Genomic DNA, 20179 nt, shown 5'->3' with positions numbered 1-20179 from the left:
TTGTGACGCGCATTGGGCAGCATGCCCTTGAAAGCCGCTGGCATTCCGCTGTTTCCCTAAATGGACTCTGAGGGCCGCACATGCGCATCATCAAGGCAACCCTGGAACACCTCGACCTGCTCACGCCATTGTTCGTCAAGTACCGTGAGTTCTACGGGCAGCTCCCCTACCCCGACAGCTCGCGCAGCTTCCTGGAAAAGCGCCTGAAGCGGGATGAATCAGTGATCTACCTGGCACTTCCCGATGATGACGACAGCAAGTTGATGGGCTTTTGCCAGCTCTACCCAAGCTACTCGTCGCTGTCGCTCAAGCGCGTGTGGATTCTCAACGACATCTACGTGGCCGAAGATTCGCGACGCATGCTGGTGGCCGACCATCTGATGCGTGAAGCGAAGAAAATGGCCAAGGAAACCAACGCCGTGCGCATGCGGGTGTCGACCAGCGCGAACAATGAGGTCGCGCACAGGACCTACGAATCCATCGGGTTTCGTGAAGATACCGAGTTCAAGAGCTACATCCTGCCCATCAGCCAGGATTGATCTGTCAAAACGGTTCACCGCATTTGTAGGAGCAGCCTTGCGCTGCGAAAGGGCCGAGATTGCCTGAGGCATCACTGGCCTCTTCGCAGCGCAAGGCTGCTCCATGAGCTCGGTGCTGACACAAAACAGTCCCTATCGTAACCCCCCGCTACAAACTCCCCGGGCATGATCCTCACTTCGCCGTATAATGCCCCACCTGTCATGCGTGAAAATTTACCCATCCCCAGGTAACCCAGCCTACGCCCAAGAACACAGGTGCTGTACATGGATTTCAACCCGTTGGACCTTATCCTGCATCTCGATGCCTACCTCGATCTGCTGGTCACCAATTACGGTCCCTGGATCTACGCCATCCTTTTCACCGTGATCTTCTGCGAAACCGGGCTGGTGGTAATGCCCTTCCTGCCGGGCGACTCGCTGCTGTTCATCGCCGGCGCCGTAGCGGCGGGTGGCGGTATGGATCCGGTGCTGCTGGCTGGCCTGTTGATGGCTGCCGCAATCCTGGGCGACAGCACCAACTACGTGATCGGCCGAACAGCCGGCGAGCGGTTGTTCAACAATCCCGACTCGAAAATATTCCGCCGCGACTACCTGCAGCGCACCCATGAGTTCTATGAACGCCATGGCGGCAAGACCGTGACGCTGGCGCGCTTCCTGCCCATCCTGCGCACCTTCGCACCGTTCGTCGCCGGCATCGCCCACATGCATTACCCACGTTTCCTGGGCTTCAGCGTTGCCGGTTCAATCCTGTGGGTCGGCGGCCTGGTCACCCTGGGCTACTTCTTCGGCAACGTGCCATTCATCAAGCAGCACCTGTCGCTGATGGTGGTGGGCATCATCATCCTGTCGCTGGTACCGATGATCCTCGGCCTGTTGCGCGGCCGCCTGGGCCGTGCGGCCAAGGCTCACTGAACACTTAGAGAACAGCAGGCATGTGGTCGTTCAGCGCCTGGCGGCGCAAGCGCGCACTGGCGCGCTACCCCATCGAGCCAAAGCAGTGGCAGGCCGTGCGCGAGCGCTTGCCCATGCTGGACGGCATCAGCGACGACGAAGATCACTGGCTGCGCGAAGCCTGCATCCTTTTCCTGCTCGACAAGCACCTCACCTGCCTGCCAGGTGTCGAACCCGACGACGAGCAGCGCCTGTTGCTGGCCGCCCAGGCGCAGTTGCCGCTGCTGCACCTCGGCGAGCTGAACTGGTACCAGGGCTTCCACGAAATCATCCTGTACCCCGACGATTTCAAGAGCCCCCAGCGCCACCGCGATGCCAGTGGCGTGGAGCACGTGTGGGACGGCGAGCACAGCGGCGAGGCCTGGCAACAGGGGCCGATCATCCTGGCCTGGAACGGCGTGCTGGCCAGCGGTGGCTGGGAGGCCTACAACCTGGTCATCCATGAGCTGGCGCACAAGCTCGACATGCTCAACGGCGATGCCAACGGCCTGCCGCCGCTGCACAGCGGCATGCCGGTGGATGAGTGGGCAACGGCCATGCAGCAGGCCTACGACGACCTCAACCGCCAGCTGGACAACAACCCCGACGCCGAAACCGCCATCGACCCGTATGCCGCGGAAAACCCGGCGGAGTTCTTTGCTGTCACCAGCGAATACTTCTTTAGTGCCCCCGACCTGCTGTATCAGGCTTATCCACAGGTCTACCACCAGTTGTCGCAGTTCTACCGGCAAGACCCGCTGGCGCGGCTGCTTCGGCTGCAGGCCGAACACCCCGAGTACCGCGAAAGCCACGCCTGACGGGGCCGCACATCCGGCCAGGCGTGGCATGCCCCGGCAGAATGTGCCTATAATCGCCGCCACTTTTTTGGTCAAACACGGGGGCACTGCCCAATGAGCTACAGCAAGATTCCGGCGGGCAAAGACCTGCCGAACGACATCTACGTCGCCATCGAAATCCCGGCCAACCACGCGCCGATCAAATACGAGATCGACAAGGACAGCGACACCCTGTTCGTCGACCGTTTCATGGCTACCCCGATGTTCTACCCAGCCAACTACGGCTTCATCCCGAACACCCTGGCTGACGACGGTGATCCGCTGGACGTGCTGGTGGTTACCCCTTACCCGGTAGCGCCAGGCTCGGTTATCCGCGCCCGTCCGGTTGGCATCCTGAACATGACCGACGACGGCGGCGGTGATGCCAAGGTCATCGCTGTTCCTCACGACAAGCTGTCGCAGCTGTACGTCGACGTGAAGGAATACACCGACCTGCCAGCCCTGCTGATCCAGCAGATCGAGCACTTCTTTGCCAACTACAAAGATCTCGAGAAGGGCAAGTGGGTCAAGATCGAAGGCTGGGATGGCGCTGACGCCGCCCGTGCTGCGATCACCAAATCGGTTGCTGCCTACAAAGGCTGATACCGGTTGTAAAAAAAACCCGCTTCGGCGGGTTTTTTTTTGCCCGAAGGGGCGACAGCACCTTCATTCGGTAAAAAGTCCTACGCAGTCCTACACCAACGCCCTACAAGCAGGCACTTTTCGTACAAACTCCGTCAACAAGCGGTTCATTTCCTTGCGGGTACCCCGTCGCTACACTCGCCCCCATGAACACTTCCGGCGACCGTCTCAAAGCCCTTCTCCACGAATGTGGCCTGTCCGCTTCTGATTTCGCCGCTCAGCGCAGCGTCACACCGCAGCACGTCAACAACTGGTTCAACCGCGGCGTACCCCTGGCCCGCCTGGACGAAATGGCCGACCTGTTCTGTGTGCATCGGCGCTGGCTACGCACGGGCGAAGGGCCCAAACACCCAAACCCGATCCAGCGCAACCACCCGCCACGCCAGGCACCGGCCAACTCGCCCAGCCCACTGTCGGCACACCGTGCCCGGGAGCTGAGGGTGCCTTTTTACGAACTGCGAAACGGCCTGCTTGCGCCGGTGGCCAGCAAACACCTGCGCCTGCCGGCAAAAGCGCTGAAAGGGTTGGGTGTGCACGCCCATCACGCCATCTGCCTGGCCATGCCCGCCAGCAACATGGTTCCGCTCATTCCGCTGGAGGCCATCCTGGCCGTGGACTTGGGCATGACCCAGGTAATAGAGGGCGAAACCTATGCCCTGCTGCACAATGGCGTGCTCAGGGTAAACAACCTCAGCCTCGGCCCGCAGGGCACGCTGTACCTGCACAGCCATGACCGGCGCAATTACGCCGTCGAACGCTACACCTGCGCCCAGCGCCAGGCGCAGGGCCTGGAGATTATCGGTTGGGTATTCCACTGGTCGCATTTCCGCCAGCAGCGGCCCGGCTGAAACAACCTGTGCCATTTTTTGCTGGGCATCCTGCGCGTGCCCTTGTATGCTACGCCGCACATTAAGCCCCGACCGGCGCGAGCCGCGGTCCAGAGGGCTCGGCGATATCCCACACGGGCATCTGCCATCTCTTTCAGGCCCTTGATGGCCACACAGTTAAGGCGATTGCGGCTTACCATAAATTAGTCGGAAGCGTCCCCGAGAAGCCGGCCACAAGCCGGCTTTTTAATGCCCGCAAAAATGTCGGGGCACTGGCGAAACCCTCTGCGCCAACGCCCTCTGCGGCCTTCAGAACCGCGTCACTACCCCCACCCGCAGCGTGCGCCCCGGCGCCGGCATGAAGCTTTGCGCCAGCGGGTCCAGATAGTAGCGATCGGTCAGGTTCTGCAGCGAGGCATTCACCTCGGTGTTCTCGAGCAACTTGTATTTCAGGAACAGATCGAACAGCGCAACCGAGCGGTATTCGATCTGCGGCGTGGTAGCACCGGACTGCCAGGGCTTGTCGAGGGTATTGGTCGGCCCGGAGGTGTAGGTCACCCGCCCACCCACGGTCAATGCCTCGTCGAGGAAGCGCACGCCGCCAGTCAGGTTGGCTGAAAACCGTGGCGGGTTCTGGGTGTTGGTGTAAGAACCCATGAAACTGCCCGGCGTACAGTTGGGTGTGTTCTCGGTCTTCTGGTACGGGTTGGCGGTGGCGCGGAGTTTGCCGGCGAAGTCCGCGTCGCAGGTCTCGGTCTTGAGGTAGTAGGTGGCCGAGAGGTCGGCAAACACACGGCCGGCATCGTAGTGTGATTGCAGCTCAAGGCCGCGGGTGCTGAAGCTGTCGGTGTTGCTGAAGGTCATCAGGCCCCAAAGCCCCGGGCTTGGGTCGTAGTACCGGGTGATGTAGTTCTTTATCACGTTGTCGAAGTAGGCAAGCTTGACCGCGGCCGAATCGTGCTCGGTAAACAGGTTGTCGCGCAGCGCGCTGACGCCGATCTCCCAGCTCTGCGAGCGTTCGGGCTTCAGGCTTTTACCGGGGGAGACTTGCTGGGTACCCTGGCTGGTCTCGAACAAAGACGGCAGGCGCAGGCCCTGGGTGTAGGTGACATAGAAGAACGTGTCGGGCATCAGCTCGACGTTGATGCCGAATGCCGGCGAGAAGCCGCCGCCACTGCTGCTGCCCTGCGGGCTATGGTCGTAGCCTGTGACTACGCTGCTGATGCCTTCGGTGCCGACCTCCACGCTGGTCGCGCCGAAGTCGTTGAAACGCACGCCATTGAACGGCTCGTTGCTGTTGCCGAAGACGATGCCGTTGTTCAGCCTGGGGTCGGTGGCATCGGTGTACTGGCCGTTCTGGTCGGGGAACCAGGTCATGCTGCCCCAGCCTTTCGGGCCACTCGCCGAGACGTATCGTACCTCGCGGTCCTGACGCCTGGCGGTGGCCAGCACGGTGTTGTCCCTGGTGTGGAAGTGGCTGTAACGGCCACCGCCCCACAGGGTCAGTTGCTCGATCGGCTGGTACTCGAGCTTGCCGTTGAAGCTGAACTCCTGCCTGGAGGCATCGCGCAGGGTGCGGTTGGCATCGATGTCATGCTGGGTGATAAGCACACTTTTCTGCGGTTGCAGGTCTTCGAGCTGGAAAGCGCCGCCCAGGTCGAGCTTGAAGTCGCCATGGGTCGTCTCGAACCGGGAGACGTTATTCAGGTCGCCACCAATACGGCGGTTGTCCTGGCGGGTCCAGCTGCGGTCAGAACGAAACAACTGCGAAGCAGGCGCCGTCCAGGCCGAGCTCAAGGTGCTGGTTTTGGCGTCTGTCATCCACAGGTTGCTGGTCAGGTCGACCCAGGGGTTACCGGCAGGCAGGTAGTGGTAGCGCGCCGTGTAGGTGTCGATCTTCACCTCGCCCAAGGGGTACTGGTAGATACCCGCAGTGCCGAAACGATAGATGTCGGAAGGCATGATCTCGGCAGTGCGACCGTCGTAGCGGCGATAGCCCAGGTCCAGCGTATGGTCGTCGGCTATCCGCCAGGTTGCCTTCAGCAGGTACGAGTCGGTTTTCGATGAAGAGTTGAGCACTTCTTCGCCGGCGTTGTAGGTCATTGCCACGCTTGGCTGCTCCCGGCCGTCTTCGTCATGGATGCGGTAGCGGTCCTGGCCTTTCTTGCCGGAAAAGTAGTTGCCCTGGTTACGGTGGGCATACGCCGCCACTACGTCCAGCCGCTCTGTGGTGAAGGCTAAGGCAGCGCTGCCAGACTCAGCCTCGGAGCCAAACAGGCTGCCCCGGCTGTCGCGTGGCGGCGCGGTCAGGCTTTCATCCCTGGAGCTGGCGCTGCGGTGAGCGGGGGCTACGCCGTTGTCCCAGAAATCGCCCTTGAGCCGCACGCCGACCTGGTTGCCGTCCACCAGAATGTCCTGCACACCGATCGTCTGCATCTCCACCGTGCCGCCTATCGCCCCGGACTTGGTCGACGGCCCTTTGTTCACGGTCAGACTGCTGATCAGGTCGGGATCGATATAGCTGCGCTGCTGGGTACCGCCATAACCTCGATACACATCCAGGGCCTGCTCAGAACCATCGACCTTGACCGCCACCCGGCTCTGGCCCTGGATGCCGCGGATGTTGACGTCCAGGGCACCGCCATTGCGGGTGTCACCAACCTGCACGCCTGGGACACCGCTGAGCAGGTCGCCCGCAGACACCCGGCCGAAGCGGTCGATCTGCTCGCTGGTCAGGTGCACTGACGAACGTGGCGCTCTGTAGGTTTCCACCTCTGGGCCCTGTGCGGCGGCCTCGACCATCGTCGGCGACAACTCTGCTGCAGCACGGGCAGCGGTGCCCTGCGCCAACAACACGTAGGTGCCGGTAGCACTTGGCACCAGCCGCAAACCGGTATTGGCGAGCAACCGCTGCATGCCCTCGCTGACCGTATACCGCCCTTTCAAGGCGGGCGCCGTTCGCCCGCGGATCAGGTCAGGCTCGTACGACAGCAACAGCCCGGCCTGGCTGCTGAAGCTGCCGAGGGCTACCCCCAACGGGCCTTGGGCAATGTTGTAGTCACGCAGCGTGGCGTCGTCCAGGCGGGTAGCCGTGAGCGCAGCCTTGTGGGCATCCTGGGCCAAAACCGCGCTGCTGTGCAGCAGGCCTGAAGCGCAGCAACTGGTCAGCGTGCAACGCAGCACAAAGTTGATGGGCGACAGGCAAGGCCGAGGGCGCGGAACAGGTGAAGGACAACGTACTGGGAGCATGCTTTTCTCGCTCGTGGGGTTCGCGCCCACCACTGGCAGCGGGCTGTTACCTCCTCTGTCGCACGAGATCGAAAAAAGGATATGAATGGATAGGAAGCGTCCGAATTTACCGAACTGGCCTTGTGACTTGAGCAATTCTAGTGATAATGGTTTGCATTTGCGACAGCCCATGTATCAATTCAATCGACGATGAATGCACCCTTCTCCCCGCCGAACAGTACCGAGCCGTGCAGTATCGAAACGCTGTACATCGAGAACCACGCCTGGCTGCGTAACTGGCTTGCCTACCGGCTGAGGTCATGGGGGCGCGGGGTGGCCGACGATCTGGCCCAGGATACGTTCCTGCGTGTGCTGGCCAGCCGCGAGTGCGCGCGGGTCGAGCCGATTCGTCAACCCCGCGCCTACTTGACGCGCATCGCGAACTGCGTGCTGGTGAGCTGGCGGCGCCGGCAGTCGCTGGAGCAGGCGTGGCTCGAAGCGCTGCTGTTGCTGCCAGAGCCCGAGTATCCTTCGCCTGAGCTGCAATGTGTGATCCTCGAGACCCTGCATGAGATCGACGCAGTTCTGCACAAGCTGCGACCGCGTACAAGGCAGGCATTCCTGATGGCGACCCTGGACGGCATGAAGCACAAGGACATCGCCGTGGCCTTGAACATAGCGCTGCCGACGGTGAAGAAGTACATCCACGACGGCTACCTGACCTGCCTGACGCAGATGCCCGATGACTAACGGTACTGCAACGCCCGACGATGCCATCGCGCAGCATGTGCTTGCCCAGGCAGCCTCGTGGCTGATGCTGATGCAGGAAGGGCCGCTGCTGCCTGCCCAGCAGCTCGAACTGGAGCGCTGGCGGCTTGCCAGTGATGAGCACGAACGTGCATGGAAAAGGGCGCAGCGCCTGCTTTCACGCCTGGGCAGCCTGCCGCCAACGCTGGCCAGGCACACCCTGCAACGCCCCCCGGGCAGGCGCGCGGTACTGCGCGGGCTGGTTCTGCTGATGGGTGCCGCACCGCTTGGCTGGTGGGGCTGGCGCTCGCAGGCCGGGCGTTTTGCCAGTGATTACCATACGGCTGTCGGCGAGCGCACACACGCGCGGCTGGCCGATGGCACGCAGATCATCCTGAATACCGACAGTGCCCTGCAGCTGCTTTTCGATAGCGCGCAACGGCTGCTGCATCTGCGCCGTGGCGAGGTGTACATCGTGACCGCTGCCGACCCACGGCCGCTGATGGTGCAGACCGTACATGGGCAGTTGCTTGCACTGGGCACGCGGTTCAGCGTGCGCCAGCTGGCCGATGAAACCTTGCTCGAGGTGTACGAAGGCGCCGTGCAGGTACGCCCCGAAAGCACCAGCGTGGCGGCAGGCGAGAACATCATCCGCGCCGGGCAGCAGGTTCGATTCACCCGGGAGCGTCTGGGCCTTGTCGGTGAGGTGGGTGAAACCAGCCTTGCTTGGCAACGCGGCTTGCTGGTGGCCGATGACATGCCATTGCACCAGTGGGCGCAGGCATTGATGCGCTACGCCGACCAGCGCCTGGAGTACGACCCCGCGTTGAGCGAACTGCGGGTGTCTGGCACCTTCCCGGTCGATGATCTGCCGCTGGCGTTGGCCATGCTGGCCCAGACCTATGGGCTGCAGGTTCGCCAAGGTAGTGGGCGCCTGGTTATCAGTCGGTGATCGGGCAGCCCATCGTCAGTCTTTTCGGGCGCGCGGGCTGGCAGAGGGTGTCAAACTGCTCTTCAGGAATTCCTCGCGCACCTGGTGCATCTGCAAGTGTGTTTTCCCGGTCGCATACTCCAACCCCGCAAGCCCCATTTCCAACGCCAGCTCGGGATGCCGGGCAGCATGACGGATACGCTCTGCCAGGCTGGACGGGTTCCCGGTTTCGAACGTCAGCGCGTTGTGCTTGCTGGTTATGTCCAGCACCCCGGATGTATCAGAACCGATGACGGGAACGCCTTGGCTGAACGCGTCAAAAATGATGCGGGGCTGTTCCTGCTTCAAGGTCGGCACCAACAACCAGTCATGCTGGGCAATGATGTCGAAAAAGTCGTTGCCATAATCAACTGCGTTCTGGAACCGCACTTCGATGCCGCCATGGTCTTCAGCTGCAAAGCGTAGGCAGTGCTCTTTGAAATCACCCTCACCCATGAGGGTGACGGTGATTTCAATGTTTTCGACTTCCAGTTGTTCAATGGCTTCAAGGACTAGCAGAACACCTTTATCCAGGACAAGGCGTGATGGGTAAAGCAGTTTGACTTTACGGTTGCCCTTGGCTTCGAATCTTTTCCTGACGGCGTCCGGTGCCGCGATGTATTTTTTATCCAGCCAGCTGGCAGGGTTGATCAGCGTGCGGCTGCTATTACGCCCAAGAAAATACTCCTTGTAGAAAGACTGAGTAAAGATCCTGGCATTCGCCAGCTTCAGGCAGCGCTTCAACAAAAGGGTGTGCATATGGTGTTCGATGATTGCTCTGAGGCTTCGCGGCTGCCCCTGAGCCAACATCCAGAATGAAGACTCTATGACAATCACCCATTGGAAGCGGAACAAAAGCTTGAGCGGCAATAGGTAAAAGGACAAGGGGAATGCCCAACCGGCCCCGTCAGAATGAACGATCCGCGCATGCTTGCAGGCATTGATGACGGTTATGAAATTCGGAAAAAAGTTCTTTAATACTGACGAAAGCCCATAGTCTTTGCGCAACCCATAAAGCCATTTAACATCCAGATGGCTAATGCTTTGCAGCCCGTCGACGTTGCCGCCTCTCTCGACAGGGCAGCACATGCCGAAGTTTTCTATGTAGGTGAGATGAAGCTCTATATCTTTGACCCACAAGGGGTCTGTAAACAAGCCACCTTGCTCGTCTACGACAACAGGAATTCGGGTGAACAGCATGTATGGGTCTTCAATCATATTCCCCTCACAGGGATGCCAAGGACACTAACGGTTGAATTGTCTACATGGGGCCTACTCCTCAATACCAGCCGTCCATCTCAACAACGTTCCAGCGTCCTTGCAGACCTTCTTCATACGCAGCAAGCGCTCCGCATGGGTTCACTCTAGTGCGGCTTCACAGATTGCACACGCGATGTAGCAACAATTTCTCCTCGTGTGCTGCCCCCTTGTAGGCGCGACATAAGGCCGCGCCCACAGGGACCGCACGCGTGCCCAAACAAGCCGATCAGAAATCGTAACGCGCCCCAACCATCATGCTGCGCGACGGCCCGTAGAAGTTGAACGTCGACGTCGACCCCACCCGCGACAAGTAGTCCCGGTCGAACAGGTTGTTGACGTTGAAAGTGGCCGTCAGCTTCGAGGTAACCGGGTACGACAGCATGGCGTCGACCGTGGCATAGCCCGGTGCATCGATACGCACGCCACCATTCTCGGAATAGAAGCTGCTCATCGCCGTTACCCCGCCACCAATGGCCAGGCCGGTGAGCGGGCCTTGGCTGATGGTGTACTTGCTCCACAGCGAAGCCTGGTTGCGCGGCATGATGAAGAAGGTGGTTTCGGCGTCCCCCTTGAGGGTTTCGGTTTCCATCCAGGTGTAGCCGGCCAGCAACTCCCAGTTTGGCGTCAGCTTGCCGCTCACTTCCACTTCCGCGCCTTTGACGCGGGTCTTGCCGGAGGCAATCGAGAAATTGGTGTCTACACCATCCTCGTCATACTCGGTGGTGGCGCGGTTCTTGTCGGTCAGGCGGAATACCGAGAAACGGGTATTCAGGTCGCCGCCAAAGTAGCTGCTCTTGAGCCCGAATTCGTACTGCTCGCCTTCACGCGGCTTCAGCACCCGGCCGTTGCTGTCGGTGTCGGACTGCGGCTTGAACACCTGCGAGTAGCTGGCGTACAGCGCATGGTTCTCGGTCAGGTCGTAGACCAGGCCGCCATACGGGGTGAAGTGGCCATCGACACGCTTGCTGTCGTTGGTGGTAGCGCCGCTGCTCAGGGTAGTGGTGTAGAAATCACCGCGATACCAGCTGAAGCGGCCGCCAGCGATCAGCGCCAGGCGCTCGATGGGGCGGAAGGTGACCTTGGAATACAAGCCGTATTCCTCTTCCTGCATGCCGGTCTCGGTACTGTAGTTGGGCGACGGTTTGGCGAACTGCTTCGGCGAGTAGGTGTTGACGTTGATGGGGCCCAGGTTGGTGGTGCCGTTGAGGTACTCGGTGTCGTAGTTCTTGTAGTCGGTGCCGACCACAAATTCGCTGACCTGGCCGAGGGTTTCGAACGGCTGGCTGTAGCTAGCGTCCAGCGAGTAGGTGTCCTGGGTGAAGTCGCGGGCGCTGGCGCGCTCGGAGTTGGCACCGGTGGTGGCATTGGTCGCGGTGAAGGCATACAGGTAATTGGTGTCGCGGTGCGAACCGCGCGCCGCGATACGGCCATAGCCGCCGTTGTCGAAGCGGTGGGTCAGCTCGGCGACCAGATCGGTGGTCTTGCCATCGAAGGAGTTCCAGTCAGCCCCCAGGAAACGCGAATGGCTGAAATCGGGCACTTCGCCGGACAGCGTTGCCGGGTAACCATTGTGCGGTGTGATGTTCTTCACTTCGTGCATCAGGCCGAACGACAGCGTGGTGGCGTCGTCCAGGTCGACATCCAGCGCGCCGTAGTAGCTGTTGCTGGTGTTGGCGTTGTAGTCGACCTCGCCATTGGTGTCGTCACGGGACGCGATGAAACGCCCGCGCACGCGCCCGGCGTCATCCAGCGGCCCGCTCAGGTCGATTTCTTCGTGGTTGGTGTCCCAGGTGCCATAGCTGCCTTCGACGTGGCCCTGGAACTCGGCAGTCGGGCGCTTGCGCACCATGTTGACGATGCCACCCAGTTCACTGGTGCTGCTGAACAGCCCGGCCGGGCCGCGCATGATTTCGACACGGTCGAACGCCGCCAGCGACGGCACGGTACCAAAGATGCTGGCCATCGGTGCCGGCAGGCCGTCAATGTTGAACTCGCTGTACTCATAGCCACGGGCGTAGATCGACGACCGGCCGCTGTCGTTGGTCAAGGTGCGCAGGCCGGCGGTGTACTTGGCCAGGTCATCCAGGTGTACGAACTGGCGGTCTTTGACGTAGTCCTGGGTGTATACGGTGATCGACTGGGGGATGTCCTTCAGCGCTGCTGGCGTCTTGGTGCCCACGGTCGCGGCATCGACGCTGTAGCCACCGGTGGCTTCCGAGGGCAGCATGTCGTACAGCCGGTTGCCTTCGATGGTCAATGCCGGCAGGTCGAGCGCAGTGTCCTCGGCTGCCGCCTGGGTCGCTACCGTTTCGGCCAGTGCCGACACCGAAAACGGGGCCAGCAACCCCAGCACCAGCCAGCCCCGAGCCCGTCGCGAGCTCCCCACACCTTTGAAACCGTTCATGACACACCCTTCGCCCAAATGATAGTAATTCGCAAACGAAACAAGTTGCTTTTTGCGAACGATACCGGAGGGAAAACGGGGGCGCAGCAGGATTAACCTTCTTAACACACCCAAGCGTTGCCCTCCCTTGCTGGCAATGGGATGATTCGTAACTGATACAGGTTCTCATTCAAGGCTCCCCGTGCCCACCTCACTTCTCCTCGCCGAAGACGACGCAAGCCTGCGTCAGGACCTGGAACGCCATTTCCTCAAACGCGGTTTCCGGGTACACGCCTGTGCCACTGGTACCCAGGCCCTGGACGCCCTTGGGCAAACACCGTTCGAACTGGTGTTGCTGGACATCATGCTTCCGGGTATCGATGGCCTCAGCCTGCTCGACGAGTTGCGCCGCCAGCAGGCGGTGCCGGTCATGCTGATGTCGGCGCTGGGTGCCGAGCAGGACCGCATCAGTGGCTTTACCCGTGGTGCCGACGACTACCTGCCCAAGCCCTTCAGCCTGGCGGAGCTGGACGCACGGGTCGATGCCTTGCTGCGGCGCGTGGCATTTGATCGCGGCACGGCGCTGCGTGCCGACGTCGGCGAAGTGATGCTGGACCACGACCGCCAGGACGTTATCCACAACGGCAACGCCGCTGGCCTCACCGCATCCGAATTCCGCTTGCTGGTGACGCTGCGGGCGCATCCCGGCGAAGCCTTGAGCAAGCCCTTCCTGTACCAGACCGTGCTGCACCGGGCCTATACCCGCCTGGACCGGGGCCTGGACGTGCACGTGTGCAACCTGCGCCGCAAACTGGCCGACATCAGTGCCCAGCACCTGCAGATCCAGGCCGTGCGCGGGCAGGGGTATCTCCTGGTCGACACGGAACAGCCCTGATGCGTCGCCACCCGTTGCTGTGGAAACTGGCCGTACTGCAGGTCAGCTTCTGCCTGTTGCTGATCTGGCTGATCTGGACTTGGGGCCTGTCGGTGGAGCGCAGCACCTATTTTCTGTCCCCGGCCGACCAGGATTACCTGGCGCGCTATGCGCAACAAGCTGAAGACGCCTGGAACCAGGGCGGTGCGGTAGGCGCCGAGGCCTGGCGCAGGCAACTGGAACAGGCCGAGGACACCTGGGTGGCGGTGATCGGCCCGCACCTGCAAAGCCTCGGCACCACACCGCTGAGCGCCGAGGAGGCGAGCCACCTGACCTTCATGCGCAAACTGGACTGGCCCATGAGCCGGCGCCTGCAGGATGAGCTGCCCTACGTCAGCATCGAATTCCCGCAACACCCCGAGCGCGGCCGCCTGGTGCTGCAACTGCCCGAACGCCTGCTGCCCACCGGCCTGACGCCATGGACCCATGTGATCACCCACGGCGTTGCACCTGCGCTGCTCGCCCTGCTGCTGGGCCTGGCGTTGTACCGGCATTTAGTCGTACCACTGAACCGCCTGCGCGACCGCGCCGACGCCCTGCGTGCCGATGACCTGGACAGCCCCGCCCTGCCCCTGCTGGCACGCCGTGACGAGCTGGGTGAACTGGCACAGGCCTTCGAGCACATGGCCGGGCGCCTGCGCCAGAGCCTGGAGCAACAGCGCCTGCTGCTGCGCACGCTGTCTCACGAGCTGCGCACACCCCTGGCACGGTTGCGAATCGCCCATGACAGCGACTTGCCGCCGCTGCAGTTGCGCGAGCGCCTGGACCGCGAAGTCGCCGACATGCAGAAACTGCTGGAAGACACGCTGGACCTGGCCTGGATGGACACCGAACAGCCCAGCTTGCCGACCGAGCCGATACTGATGGTTTCCGTATGGGAAGCACTGTGCCAGGACGCCTGCTTCGAAAGTGGCTGGGACCGTGCACGCCTGCCGTGTTCACTCGGCACCGATTGCCTGGTACAGGCCCATCTGGACAGCCTGGCCCAGGCCCTGGAAAACCTGATGCGCAATGCCATTCGCCACTCGCCGGCCGAGGGCCGGGTCAGCCTGGAGGGCTGGCGTGAAGGCGACTGCTGGCACCTGTGCCTGAGCGACCAGGGCCCCGGCGTACCTGACGCCGACCTTGAACGCATCTTCAAGCCTTACCAGCGCCTGACCGACAGCGGCGCGGGCTTCGGCCTGGGCCTGGCCATCGCCCGACGCGCCATCGAGCTGCAAGGCGGCCGCTTGTGGGCCAGCAATGGCCACCCTGGGCTGTGCCTGCACCTGACCTTGCCGATGGCCAGGGACTGTTTAGAAAGTTAATGCGCTTTACGCTCAATCAGGACTGATTATCATCTGGGCGTTCCAGCCTTGCGTTCCTCGCAAAGCCCTGACGAGACGCCTGATGAGCAAGATGACCCTGACGCTGGCTTTGGCACTGGCCCTTGCAGCCCCCGTTGCCCTGGCACAGCCCGAGCGCAACCAGAAGATGGACACCTCGCTGCTGCAGCGTCAGGACCTGGCCTACCGCTTCACCCAGCTCGACCTGGACTCGGCCGATGGCCAGCGTCATTACCGTTTGTGGGTCGGTACGCCGAACCGCACGGCGCCAGCATCGGGGTACCCGGTACTGTGGATGCTCGACGGCAATGCTGCGCTCGGCGCGCTGAACAGCCAGCAACTGGCCAAACTTGCCGCCGGTCAGGCACCCTTGCTGGTGGCCGTGGGGTACCAGACCGAGCAGCGTATCGAGCGGGCGGGGCGGACTTATGACTACACCCCGGCGTTGCCTGGGCAGGCCGAGCAGCGTGACCCGCTGACCGGCCAGCCCAGTGGTGGCGTGGATGCATTTCTGGACCTGCTGACCGAGCGCATGCGGCCGATGGTGGCCGGGCTGGCCCCCATCGACCTGCAGCGACAGACGCTTTGGGGCCATTCCTACGGCGGGCTGGCCGTGCTGCATGCGCTGTTCACCCGGCCCGGGGTGTTCAGTGACTATGCGGCGGCCAGCCCTTCACTGTGGTGGCATGACGGGGCGATCGTGCAGGAGGCGCAGGGCCTTGCGCAACGCTTGGGCAACAGCCCTGCACGGCTGCTGCTGATGCGCGGCAGCGAGGAGCCTGCCAACCCCAGGGCGCAGCTAAAGGGCGATGTCGAGAGGCCTGCACGAGAACTGGCGGCAGACCTGGCCAGGGTAAAAGGCCTTCGGGTCCACTTCAAACGGTTCGAAGGACTCGACCATGGGCAAATGCTGGGGGCCTCTTTGAATACGGTGATAGAGCAGCTGGCCAAATAACCGCCTATCCGGCTCCGGCCTGCTGCGCCCTCGTATCATCAGGGATAGGTGTACTTGAGCAGGTACTGGCTCAGGTCGCGGAAGGCATCCCTGGAAATCCTGGGTACCAGGTCGGTGCTACGGCCAAGGGTCTTGCAGCAGGCCATTACCATCTGTTGGCGCACCGGCTCATCAAGCATGCCGGCATGCACGACCTGGAAGAATTGCAGGTAGGCGCCAGAATCGTTGCCTTCAGGGCTACGCCGGATTTCAACCAGTGTGTCGTGGTAAGGCGCCCGGAAAAATGGCTGGCCATCGTAGTCCGCCTGGGGAGTCAACACACCAGGGGCATCACAGATGCTGTGGCACAGCACCTTGCTCTGCTGATCCGTTTCGAAGCCACGCTCATAAAGCGTGACCTGCGAACCAGGGGCCTGCGTACAGGCGTGTTCGAAAGCGTTCAGGATCTTTTTGGCATTCGCCTGTGAGCTCTGGATCTGCGACAACGCCACGAATCGCTCGATTTCGCCCTTGGCGACGCTCTTCACGCCGCGGTCGAGGGTCGCCCAATGGCTGAATTCCACCTTGCAGGCGATCATGTGAATTTCGAAGCGGTAACCCGCTTTTACGGCCGCAGGCTGGAAGCCGGCGAATGCTGCGTCGTCCAATGCCGTTTCCATGATGATGTTGTAACGGTTGGCGAAAGCGTATTCAAACACCTTGCCGCTCAGTGCCCTGATGAAGGCTTCGGTGTGCTCGTACACGTGCAGCACACCGTGCTCGCTCATTTCGGCGTAGTGCGGGTGCAGCTTGCGAAATTCGGGCAAGTACAGTCGCACATGGTTCGGGTAGCGCTCGCTGGGTAGCAACTGCTTCTCCAGCAAGTAGGTCTTGCCCGACCCTTGGGCACCGGCAACGATCAGCATGTTCGGGGTGGGGTCACTTTCAGGCCCATCAGCTTCGCGCGCTTTGTCGAACAATGCGTGGTCGAGCTGGGCGAAGGCATTATCGACGTCGCTGTCAGTGAACGGGTAAAGCGTGGCCATATCTGCAATCCTCAGGTGTCTGCCCCAAGTGGGCTGCGCGACACTCTAGGAACTACCCGGCGCACTGTGTGGTAGCCAGTTATGGCACTTCTCGCTACCCCTTCACACACACGACCTGGCGCAGGGTATGAACCACCTCTACAAGCGCCTGCTGGGCACGCATCACCGCGTCGATGTCTTTGTACGCCATCGGGATCTCGTCGACGACGTCCTTGTCCTTGCGGCACTCCACATGCGCCGTGGCACGCCGTTGGTCCTCGACGGTAAAGCGGCTTTTGGCCTTGGTCCGGCTCATCACCCGGCCTGCGCCATGGCTGCAGGAACAGAACGACTCCTCGTTGCCCAGCCCACGCACGATGAAGCTCCTGGCCCCCATCGAGCCCGGGATGATGCCCAGTTCCCCCTTCTGTGCCGACACCGCCCCTTTGCGCGTGACCAGCACTTCGCGGCCAAAATGCTGCTCACGCTGCACGTAGTTGTGGTGGCAGTTCACCGCTTCCAGGCTGGCCTCGAACGGTTTGCCCAGCGCCTTGCGAGCAGCGCCGACCACGGCCAGCATCATCAGCTCGCGGTTCTGCCGGGCGTACTCCTGCGCCCACTCCACCGCTTCGACGTAGTCGGCGAAATGGCGGCTGCCTTCTTCGAAGTACGCCAAGTCCTTGTCCGGCAGATTGGCCAGGTGCTGGCGCATGTCGGCCTGGGCCAGTTCGATGAACAGGTTGCCGATGGCATTGCCCACACCGCGCGAGCCGCTGTGCAGCATGAACCAGACGCGGTCGGCCTCATCCAGGCAAACTTCGATGAAGTGGTTGCCGCCGCCCAGGGTGCCCAGGTGGTGGCGGTTATTGGTCTTTTCCAACCGCGGGTATTTGTCGGTAATGGCCTTGAACCGCCCGGCCAGCTGGCCCCAGGCCTTGTCCGCCTTGGCCGGCACATCGGCCCAGGCGCCCTGGTCACGTTTGCCGAAGCTCTTGCCATGCGGCACCGCCTGCTCGATGGCACTGCGCAAGCCATGCAGGTTGTCTGGCAGGTCACGGGCGTGCAGCGAGGTGCGCGCGGCGATCATGCCGCAGCCGATGTCCACGCCAACCGCTGCGGGAATGATCGCGCCGACCGTAGGGATCACGCTGCCGATGGTCGAGCCCTTGCCCAGGTGCACGTCGGGCATCACCGCCAGGTGCTTGAAGATGAACGGCATCCTGGCCGTGTTCAGCAGTTGTTGGCGGGCCTCGTCTTCGACCGGCACGCCATCGGTCCACAACTTGATCGGCTTGCCACCGGCGACCTGGAGAATATCCATGGGCTTGTTCCTCGAATGCATGACGGCATGATACCGCCAAAGGTCGTAGAGCCGTGGGTTGCCAGCGGGGTGGCAAGGTGCGGTATGCTTGGGCGGTCTTCAGGGCGGGGTGAAAGTCCCCACCGGCGGTAAATCGAAAGATGAGCCCGCGAGCGCCCCGGCCATGCCGGGGGTCAGCAGATCTGGTGCAACTCCAGAGCCGACGGTCATAGTCCGGATGAAAGAAGGCGTCAGGCAGGGGCCATCCGGGCGCCCCTGCGCGCGCATTTTGTTCGCCCCGAGACGTTCATCGATCATTCACGAGGAGCGTTTCATGTCCACCCGTAACCATCCGCAATTCCCCGCTGTTTCCGCCGCCATCGCCGCCTTCCAGGCCGGGCGCCCTGTGCTGCTGCTTGACGATGACGACCGCGAGGACGAAGCGGACATCATTGCCGCTGCCGAAAACATTACGCTGCAGACCATGGCCATGATGATTCGCGACTGCAGCGGCATCGTCTGCCTGTGCCTGGACGAAGCCACCGTCGACGCACTGCAACTGGCGCCAATGGTGCAGAACAACCAGGCCCGCCACGGCACCGGATTCACGGTCACCATCGAGGCTGCAGAAGGCATCACCACCGGGGTTTCTGCCCAGGACCGCATCACCACCATTGGCGCAGCACTGCGCTCCAGCGCCGAACAGCGTCATATCGTCAGCCCGGGGCATGTGTTCCCGCTGCGCGCCCGCAATGGCGGGGTGCTGACCCGCCGTGGGCACACCGAAGGCTCGGTGGACCTGGCGCGCCTGGCCGGCCTGCGCCCGGCGGCAGTGCTGTGCGAGCTGATGAACCCCGATGGCAGCATGGCGCGTGGCGAGCAGGTGGCGGTTTATGCGCGGCAGTACAACTTGCCGGTGCTGACCATCGAGGAGCTGGCGCGGTACCGCGAGGCGCTGCTGGAACGGGAAGCAGAGCCGGCCTGATCCTCCGAACAGGGCCGCTTTGCGGCCCTTTTGGGAGCGGCCTGTATCAGCCGGGCAGCTGTCGGAAGTTTGCTCCCCCCGCCCCGCTCTGCTAGTGTCGCGCCGTTCTGAATGCCACCGAGAAAGTCGCCATGGCCCGCAAAAAAGCCTCCCTCGATTTCGAGCAATCCCTCGCAGACCTGCAAGCACTGGTCGAGCGCCTGGAGAACGGCGAGTTGTCGCTGGAAGAGTCGCTGGCCGCCTTCGAGCAAGGCATCGCCCTGACCCGTGATTGCCAGGGTGCCCTGGCCCAGGCCGAACAGAAGGTGCAAATCCTCCTGGAACGCGACGGCGAACTGGCCGCGCAGCCCTTCGACGCGGAGCCGGAAGCATGATCGGCACCTACCAGGCCAGCTGCCAGGCTCGGGTCGACGCCGCCCTCGAACCGCTGTTCGTTGCCCCGTCCAAAGAGCTGGAACGCCTTTACGCCGCCATGCGCTACAGCGTGATGAACGGCGGCAAGCGCGTACGCCCGCTGCTGGCCTACGCGGCCTGCGAAGCCTTGGGCGCCCCGGCCGAACAGGCCAACGGCGCGGCCTGCGCGGTCGAACTGATCCACGCCTACTCGCTGGTGCATGACGACCTGCCAGCCATGGACGACGACGACCTGCGTCGCGGCCAACCCACTACCCACAAAGCATTTGACGAAGCCTGCGCCATCCTCGCTGGCGACGGTTTGCAGAGCCTGGCATTCAGTGCCCTGCTCGACCCTGGCCTGAGCCCGCAGGCCGACGGCATTCGCCTGGCCATGGTCCAGGCCCTGGCCAAGGCTGCCGGCCCGGCAGGCATGGTCGGCGGCCAGGCCATCGACCTCGGTTCGGTAGGCCTGAAGCTGGACCAGCAGGCACTGGAGTTCATGCACCGGCACAAGACCGGCGCACTGATTGAAGCCAGCGTGCGCCTCGGCGCCCTGGCCAGCGCCCGTGCCGAACAGGCGCAGCTGGATGCCTTGCAGGTGTATGCACAGGCCATCGGCCTGGCATTCCAGGTGCAGGACGACATCCTCGACGTGGAAAGCGATACCGCTACCCTGGGCAAACGCCAGGGTGCCGACATAGCGCGTGACAAACCGACCTACCCGGCCCTGCTGGGCCTGGAAGCGGCCAAGGCCTACGCAATCGAACTGCGCGACCAGGCGCTGATCGCACTGCAAGGCTTCGGGGAAACGGCCGAGCCGCTGCGGGCCTTGGCGCGCTACATCGTCGAACGCCGTAACTGATTGATTGGGGCCGCTGCGCGCCCAATGCCGGCAAGCCAGCTCCCACAGGTACCTCA

General features: G+C 62.4%; 18 protein-coding genes and 1 riboswitch. Of the genes, 13 read left to right on the top strand and 5 right to left on the bottom strand.

Features of this window, described 5'->3' with window-relative positions; translation table 11 throughout:
- Window positions 1-80 precede the first annotated feature (80 nt).
- From MRBLPB4O_RS02755 to MRBLPB4O_RS02735, 5 genes are all read left to right on the top strand, one after another.
- A complete protein-coding gene (locus MRBLPB4O_RS02755) occupies window positions 81-539 on the top strand; it encodes a GNAT family N-acetyltransferase (RefSeq protein WP_341797455.1) in 459 nt (152 codons plus the stop codon).
- Window positions 540-803: 264 nt separating this feature from the next.
- A complete protein-coding gene (locus MRBLPB4O_RS02750; RefSeq protein ID WP_341797454.1) occupies window positions 804-1451 on the top strand; it encodes a DedA family protein in 648 nt (215 codons plus the stop codon).
- A gap of 20 nt (window positions 1452-1471) precedes the next feature.
- Window positions 1472-2287 carry a M90 family metallopeptidase gene (locus MRBLPB4O_RS02745; protein ID WP_341797453.1) on the top strand — a complete coding sequence of 272 codons (816 nt, stop codon included), beginning with the start codon at window positions 1472-1474 and terminating at the stop codon, window positions 2285-2287.
- 93 nt (window positions 2288-2380) lie between these two features.
- On the top strand, window positions 2381-2908 hold the full coding sequence (gene ppa, locus MRBLPB4O_RS02740) for an inorganic diphosphatase (protein WP_016497835.1): 528 nt from the start codon (window positions 2381-2383) through the stop codon (window positions 2906-2908).
- A gap of 185 nt (window positions 2909-3093) precedes the next feature.
- Window positions 3094-3795 carry a S24 family peptidase gene (locus tag MRBLPB4O_RS02735; RefSeq protein WP_341797452.1) on the top strand — a complete coding sequence of 234 codons (702 nt, stop codon included), beginning with the start codon at window positions 3094-3096 and terminating at the stop codon, window positions 3793-3795.
- Between the two features lie 288 nt (window positions 3796-4083).
- On the opposite strand, the gene MRBLPB4O_RS02730 is transcribed toward MRBLPB4O_RS02735, so the two are convergent.
- Window positions 4084-7023: a TonB-dependent receptor gene (locus MRBLPB4O_RS02730; RefSeq protein ID WP_341797451.1), complete on the bottom strand. Its 2940-nt coding sequence runs from the start codon at window positions 7021-7023 to the stop codon at window positions 4084-4086.
- 189 nt (window positions 7024-7212) lie between these two features.
- Between MRBLPB4O_RS02730 and MRBLPB4O_RS02725 the strand changes: the two genes are divergently transcribed.
- Together MRBLPB4O_RS02725 and MRBLPB4O_RS02720 are read left to right on the top strand one after the other, a co-directional pair.
- Complete coding sequence (locus MRBLPB4O_RS02725; RefSeq protein WP_341797450.1) at window positions 7213-7752, top strand: sigma-70 family RNA polymerase sigma factor; 540 nt, start codon at window positions 7213-7215, stop codon at window positions 7750-7752.
- Complete coding sequence (locus tag MRBLPB4O_RS02720) at window positions 7745-8701, top strand: FecR domain-containing protein (RefSeq protein ID WP_341797449.1); 957 nt, start codon at window positions 7745-7747, stop codon at window positions 8699-8701. Before MRBLPB4O_RS02725 ends, MRBLPB4O_RS02720 begins: the two co-directional genes overlap by 8 nt.
- Window positions 8702-8716: 15 nt before the next feature.
- On the opposite strand, the gene MRBLPB4O_RS02715 is transcribed toward MRBLPB4O_RS02720, so the two are convergent.
- Together MRBLPB4O_RS02715 and MRBLPB4O_RS02710 are read right to left on the bottom strand one after the other, a co-directional pair.
- Complete coding sequence (locus MRBLPB4O_RS02715; protein WP_341797448.1) at window positions 8717-9937, bottom strand: glycosyltransferase family 4 protein; 1221 nt, start codon at window positions 9935-9937, stop codon at window positions 8717-8719.
- 268 nt (window positions 9938-10205) lie between these two features.
- A complete protein-coding gene (locus MRBLPB4O_RS02710; RefSeq protein ID WP_341797447.1) occupies window positions 10206-12383 on the bottom strand; it encodes a TonB-dependent siderophore receptor in 2178 nt (725 codons plus the stop codon).
- A 181-nt stretch (window positions 12384-12564) separates the two neighbouring features.
- On the opposite strand from MRBLPB4O_RS02710, the gene MRBLPB4O_RS02705 reads away from it, so the two are divergent.
- From MRBLPB4O_RS02705 to MRBLPB4O_RS02695, 3 genes are all read left to right on the top strand, one after another.
- Complete coding sequence (locus MRBLPB4O_RS02705) at window positions 12565-13257, top strand: response regulator transcription factor (RefSeq protein WP_341797446.1); 693 nt, start codon at window positions 12565-12567, stop codon at window positions 13255-13257.
- Window positions 13257-14603, top strand: a complete 1347-nt coding sequence (locus tag MRBLPB4O_RS02700; RefSeq protein WP_341797445.1) for a sensor histidine kinase — start codon at window positions 13257-13259, stop codon at window positions 14601-14603. The genes MRBLPB4O_RS02705 and MRBLPB4O_RS02700 overlap by 1 nt, the downstream gene beginning before the upstream one ends.
- 82 nt (window positions 14604-14685) lie before the next feature.
- Complete coding sequence (locus tag MRBLPB4O_RS02695; protein ID WP_341797444.1) at window positions 14686-15576, top strand: alpha/beta hydrolase; 891 nt, start codon at window positions 14686-14688, stop codon at window positions 15574-15576.
- Between the two features lie 38 nt (window positions 15577-15614).
- Here MRBLPB4O_RS02695 and MRBLPB4O_RS02690 read toward each other — a convergent pair whose 3' ends face one another.
- Both MRBLPB4O_RS02690 and MRBLPB4O_RS02685 read right to left on the bottom strand, forming a co-directional pair.
- Window positions 15615-16601: a zeta toxin family protein gene (locus MRBLPB4O_RS02690; protein ID WP_341797443.1), complete on the bottom strand. Its 987-nt coding sequence runs from the start codon at window positions 16599-16601 to the stop codon at window positions 15615-15617.
- 94 nt (window positions 16602-16695) lie between these two features.
- On the bottom strand, window positions 16696-17901 hold the full coding sequence (locus tag MRBLPB4O_RS02685; RefSeq protein ID WP_016497791.1) for an RtcB family protein: 1206 nt from the start codon (window positions 17899-17901) through the stop codon (window positions 16696-16698).
- A 91-nt stretch (window positions 17902-17992) separates the two neighbouring features.
- Window positions 17993-18134: riboswitch (FMN riboswitch) on the top strand.
- Between the two features lie 80 nt (window positions 18135-18214).
- Here MRBLPB4O_RS02685 and ribB point away from each other — a divergent pair.
- The 3 genes from ribB to ispA all read left to right on the top strand — a co-directional run bounded on the left by ribB (window position 18215) and on the right by ispA (window position 20123).
- Entirely contained in the window at window positions 18215-18865 is a 651-nt protein-coding gene (gene ribB, locus MRBLPB4O_RS02680) for a 3,4-dihydroxy-2-butanone-4-phosphate synthase (RefSeq protein WP_341797442.1), read from the top strand.
- 131 nt (window positions 18866-18996) lie between these two features.
- On the top strand, window positions 18997-19239 hold the full coding sequence (locus tag MRBLPB4O_RS02675; RefSeq protein ID WP_003255380.1) for an exodeoxyribonuclease VII small subunit: 243 nt from the start codon (window positions 18997-18999) through the stop codon (window positions 19237-19239).
- Window positions 19236-20123, top strand: coding sequence for a (2E,6E)-farnesyl diphosphate synthase (ispA, locus tag MRBLPB4O_RS02670; RefSeq protein ID WP_016497789.1), 888 nt, complete (start codon window positions 19236-19238; stop codon window positions 20121-20123). The genes MRBLPB4O_RS02675 and ispA overlap by 4 nt, the downstream gene beginning before the upstream one ends.
- The last annotated feature ends 56 nt before the right edge of the window (window positions 20124-20179 follow it).

Source organism: Pseudomonas sp. LPB4.O (assembly GCF_038383825.1).
GTDB classification, from domain to species: domain Bacteria; phylum Pseudomonadota; class Gammaproteobacteria; order Pseudomonadales; family Pseudomonadaceae; genus Aquipseudomonas; species Aquipseudomonas putida.
Note: the sequence above shows the minus strand (reverse complement) of the source record. Positions and strands in the feature narration are given on the sequence as shown.

What these genes read in the sequence shown, in the direction of transcription:
- MRBLPB4O_RS02755 (WP_341797455.1), top strand. Translation starts at nt 81, where the DNA reads ATGCGCATCATCAAGGCAACCCTGGAACACCTCGACCTGCTCACGCCA.
- MRBLPB4O_RS02750 (WP_341797454.1), top strand. Translation starts at nt 804, where the DNA reads ATGGATTTCAACCCGTTGGACCTTATCCTGCATCTCGATGCCTACCTC.
- MRBLPB4O_RS02745 (WP_341797453.1), top strand. Translation starts at nt 1,472, where the DNA reads ATGTGGTCGTTCAGCGCCTGGCGGCGCAAGCGCGCACTGGCGCGCTAC.
- ppa (WP_016497835.1), top strand. Translation starts at nt 2,381, where the DNA reads ATGAGCTACAGCAAGATTCCGGCGGGCAAAGACCTGCCGAACGACATC.
- MRBLPB4O_RS02735 (WP_341797452.1), top strand. Translation starts at nt 3,094, where the DNA reads ATGAACACTTCCGGCGACCGTCTCAAAGCCCTTCTCCACGAATGTGGC.
- MRBLPB4O_RS02730 (WP_341797451.1), bottom strand. Translation starts at nt 7,023, where the DNA reads ATGCTCCCAGTACGTTGTCCTTCACCTGTTCCGCGCCCTCGGCCTTGC.
- MRBLPB4O_RS02725 (WP_341797450.1), top strand. Translation starts at nt 7,213, where the DNA reads ATGAATGCACCCTTCTCCCCGCCGAACAGTACCGAGCCGTGCAGTATC.
- MRBLPB4O_RS02720 (WP_341797449.1), top strand. Translation starts at nt 7,745, where the DNA reads ATGACTAACGGTACTGCAACGCCCGACGATGCCATCGCGCAGCATGTG.
- MRBLPB4O_RS02715 (WP_341797448.1), bottom strand. Translation starts at nt 9,937, where the DNA reads ATGATTGAAGACCCATACATGCTGTTCACCCGAATTCCTGTTGTCGTA.
- MRBLPB4O_RS02710 (WP_341797447.1), bottom strand. Translation starts at nt 12,383, where the DNA reads ATGAACGGTTTCAAAGGTGTGGGGAGCTCGCGACGGGCTCGGGGCTGG.
- MRBLPB4O_RS02700 (WP_341797445.1), top strand. Translation starts at nt 13,257, where the DNA reads ATGCGTCGCCACCCGTTGCTGTGGAAACTGGCCGTACTGCAGGTCAGC.
- MRBLPB4O_RS02695 (WP_341797444.1), top strand. Translation starts at nt 14,686, where the DNA reads ATGAGCAAGATGACCCTGACGCTGGCTTTGGCACTGGCCCTTGCAGCC.
- MRBLPB4O_RS02690 (WP_341797443.1), bottom strand. Translation starts at nt 16,601, where the DNA reads ATGGCCACGCTTTACCCGTTCACTGACAGCGACGTCGATAATGCCTTC.
- MRBLPB4O_RS02685 (WP_016497791.1), bottom strand. Translation starts at nt 17,901, where the DNA reads ATGGATATTCTCCAGGTCGCCGGTGGCAAGCCGATCAAGTTGTGGACC.
- ribB (WP_341797442.1), top strand. Translation starts at nt 18,215, where the DNA reads ATGTCCACCCGTAACCATCCGCAATTCCCCGCTGTTTCCGCCGCCATC.
- MRBLPB4O_RS02675 (WP_003255380.1), top strand. Translation starts at nt 18,997, where the DNA reads ATGGCCCGCAAAAAAGCCTCCCTCGATTTCGAGCAATCCCTCGCAGAC.
- ispA (WP_016497789.1), top strand. Translation starts at nt 19,236, where the DNA reads ATGATCGGCACCTACCAGGCCAGCTGCCAGGCTCGGGTCGACGCCGCC.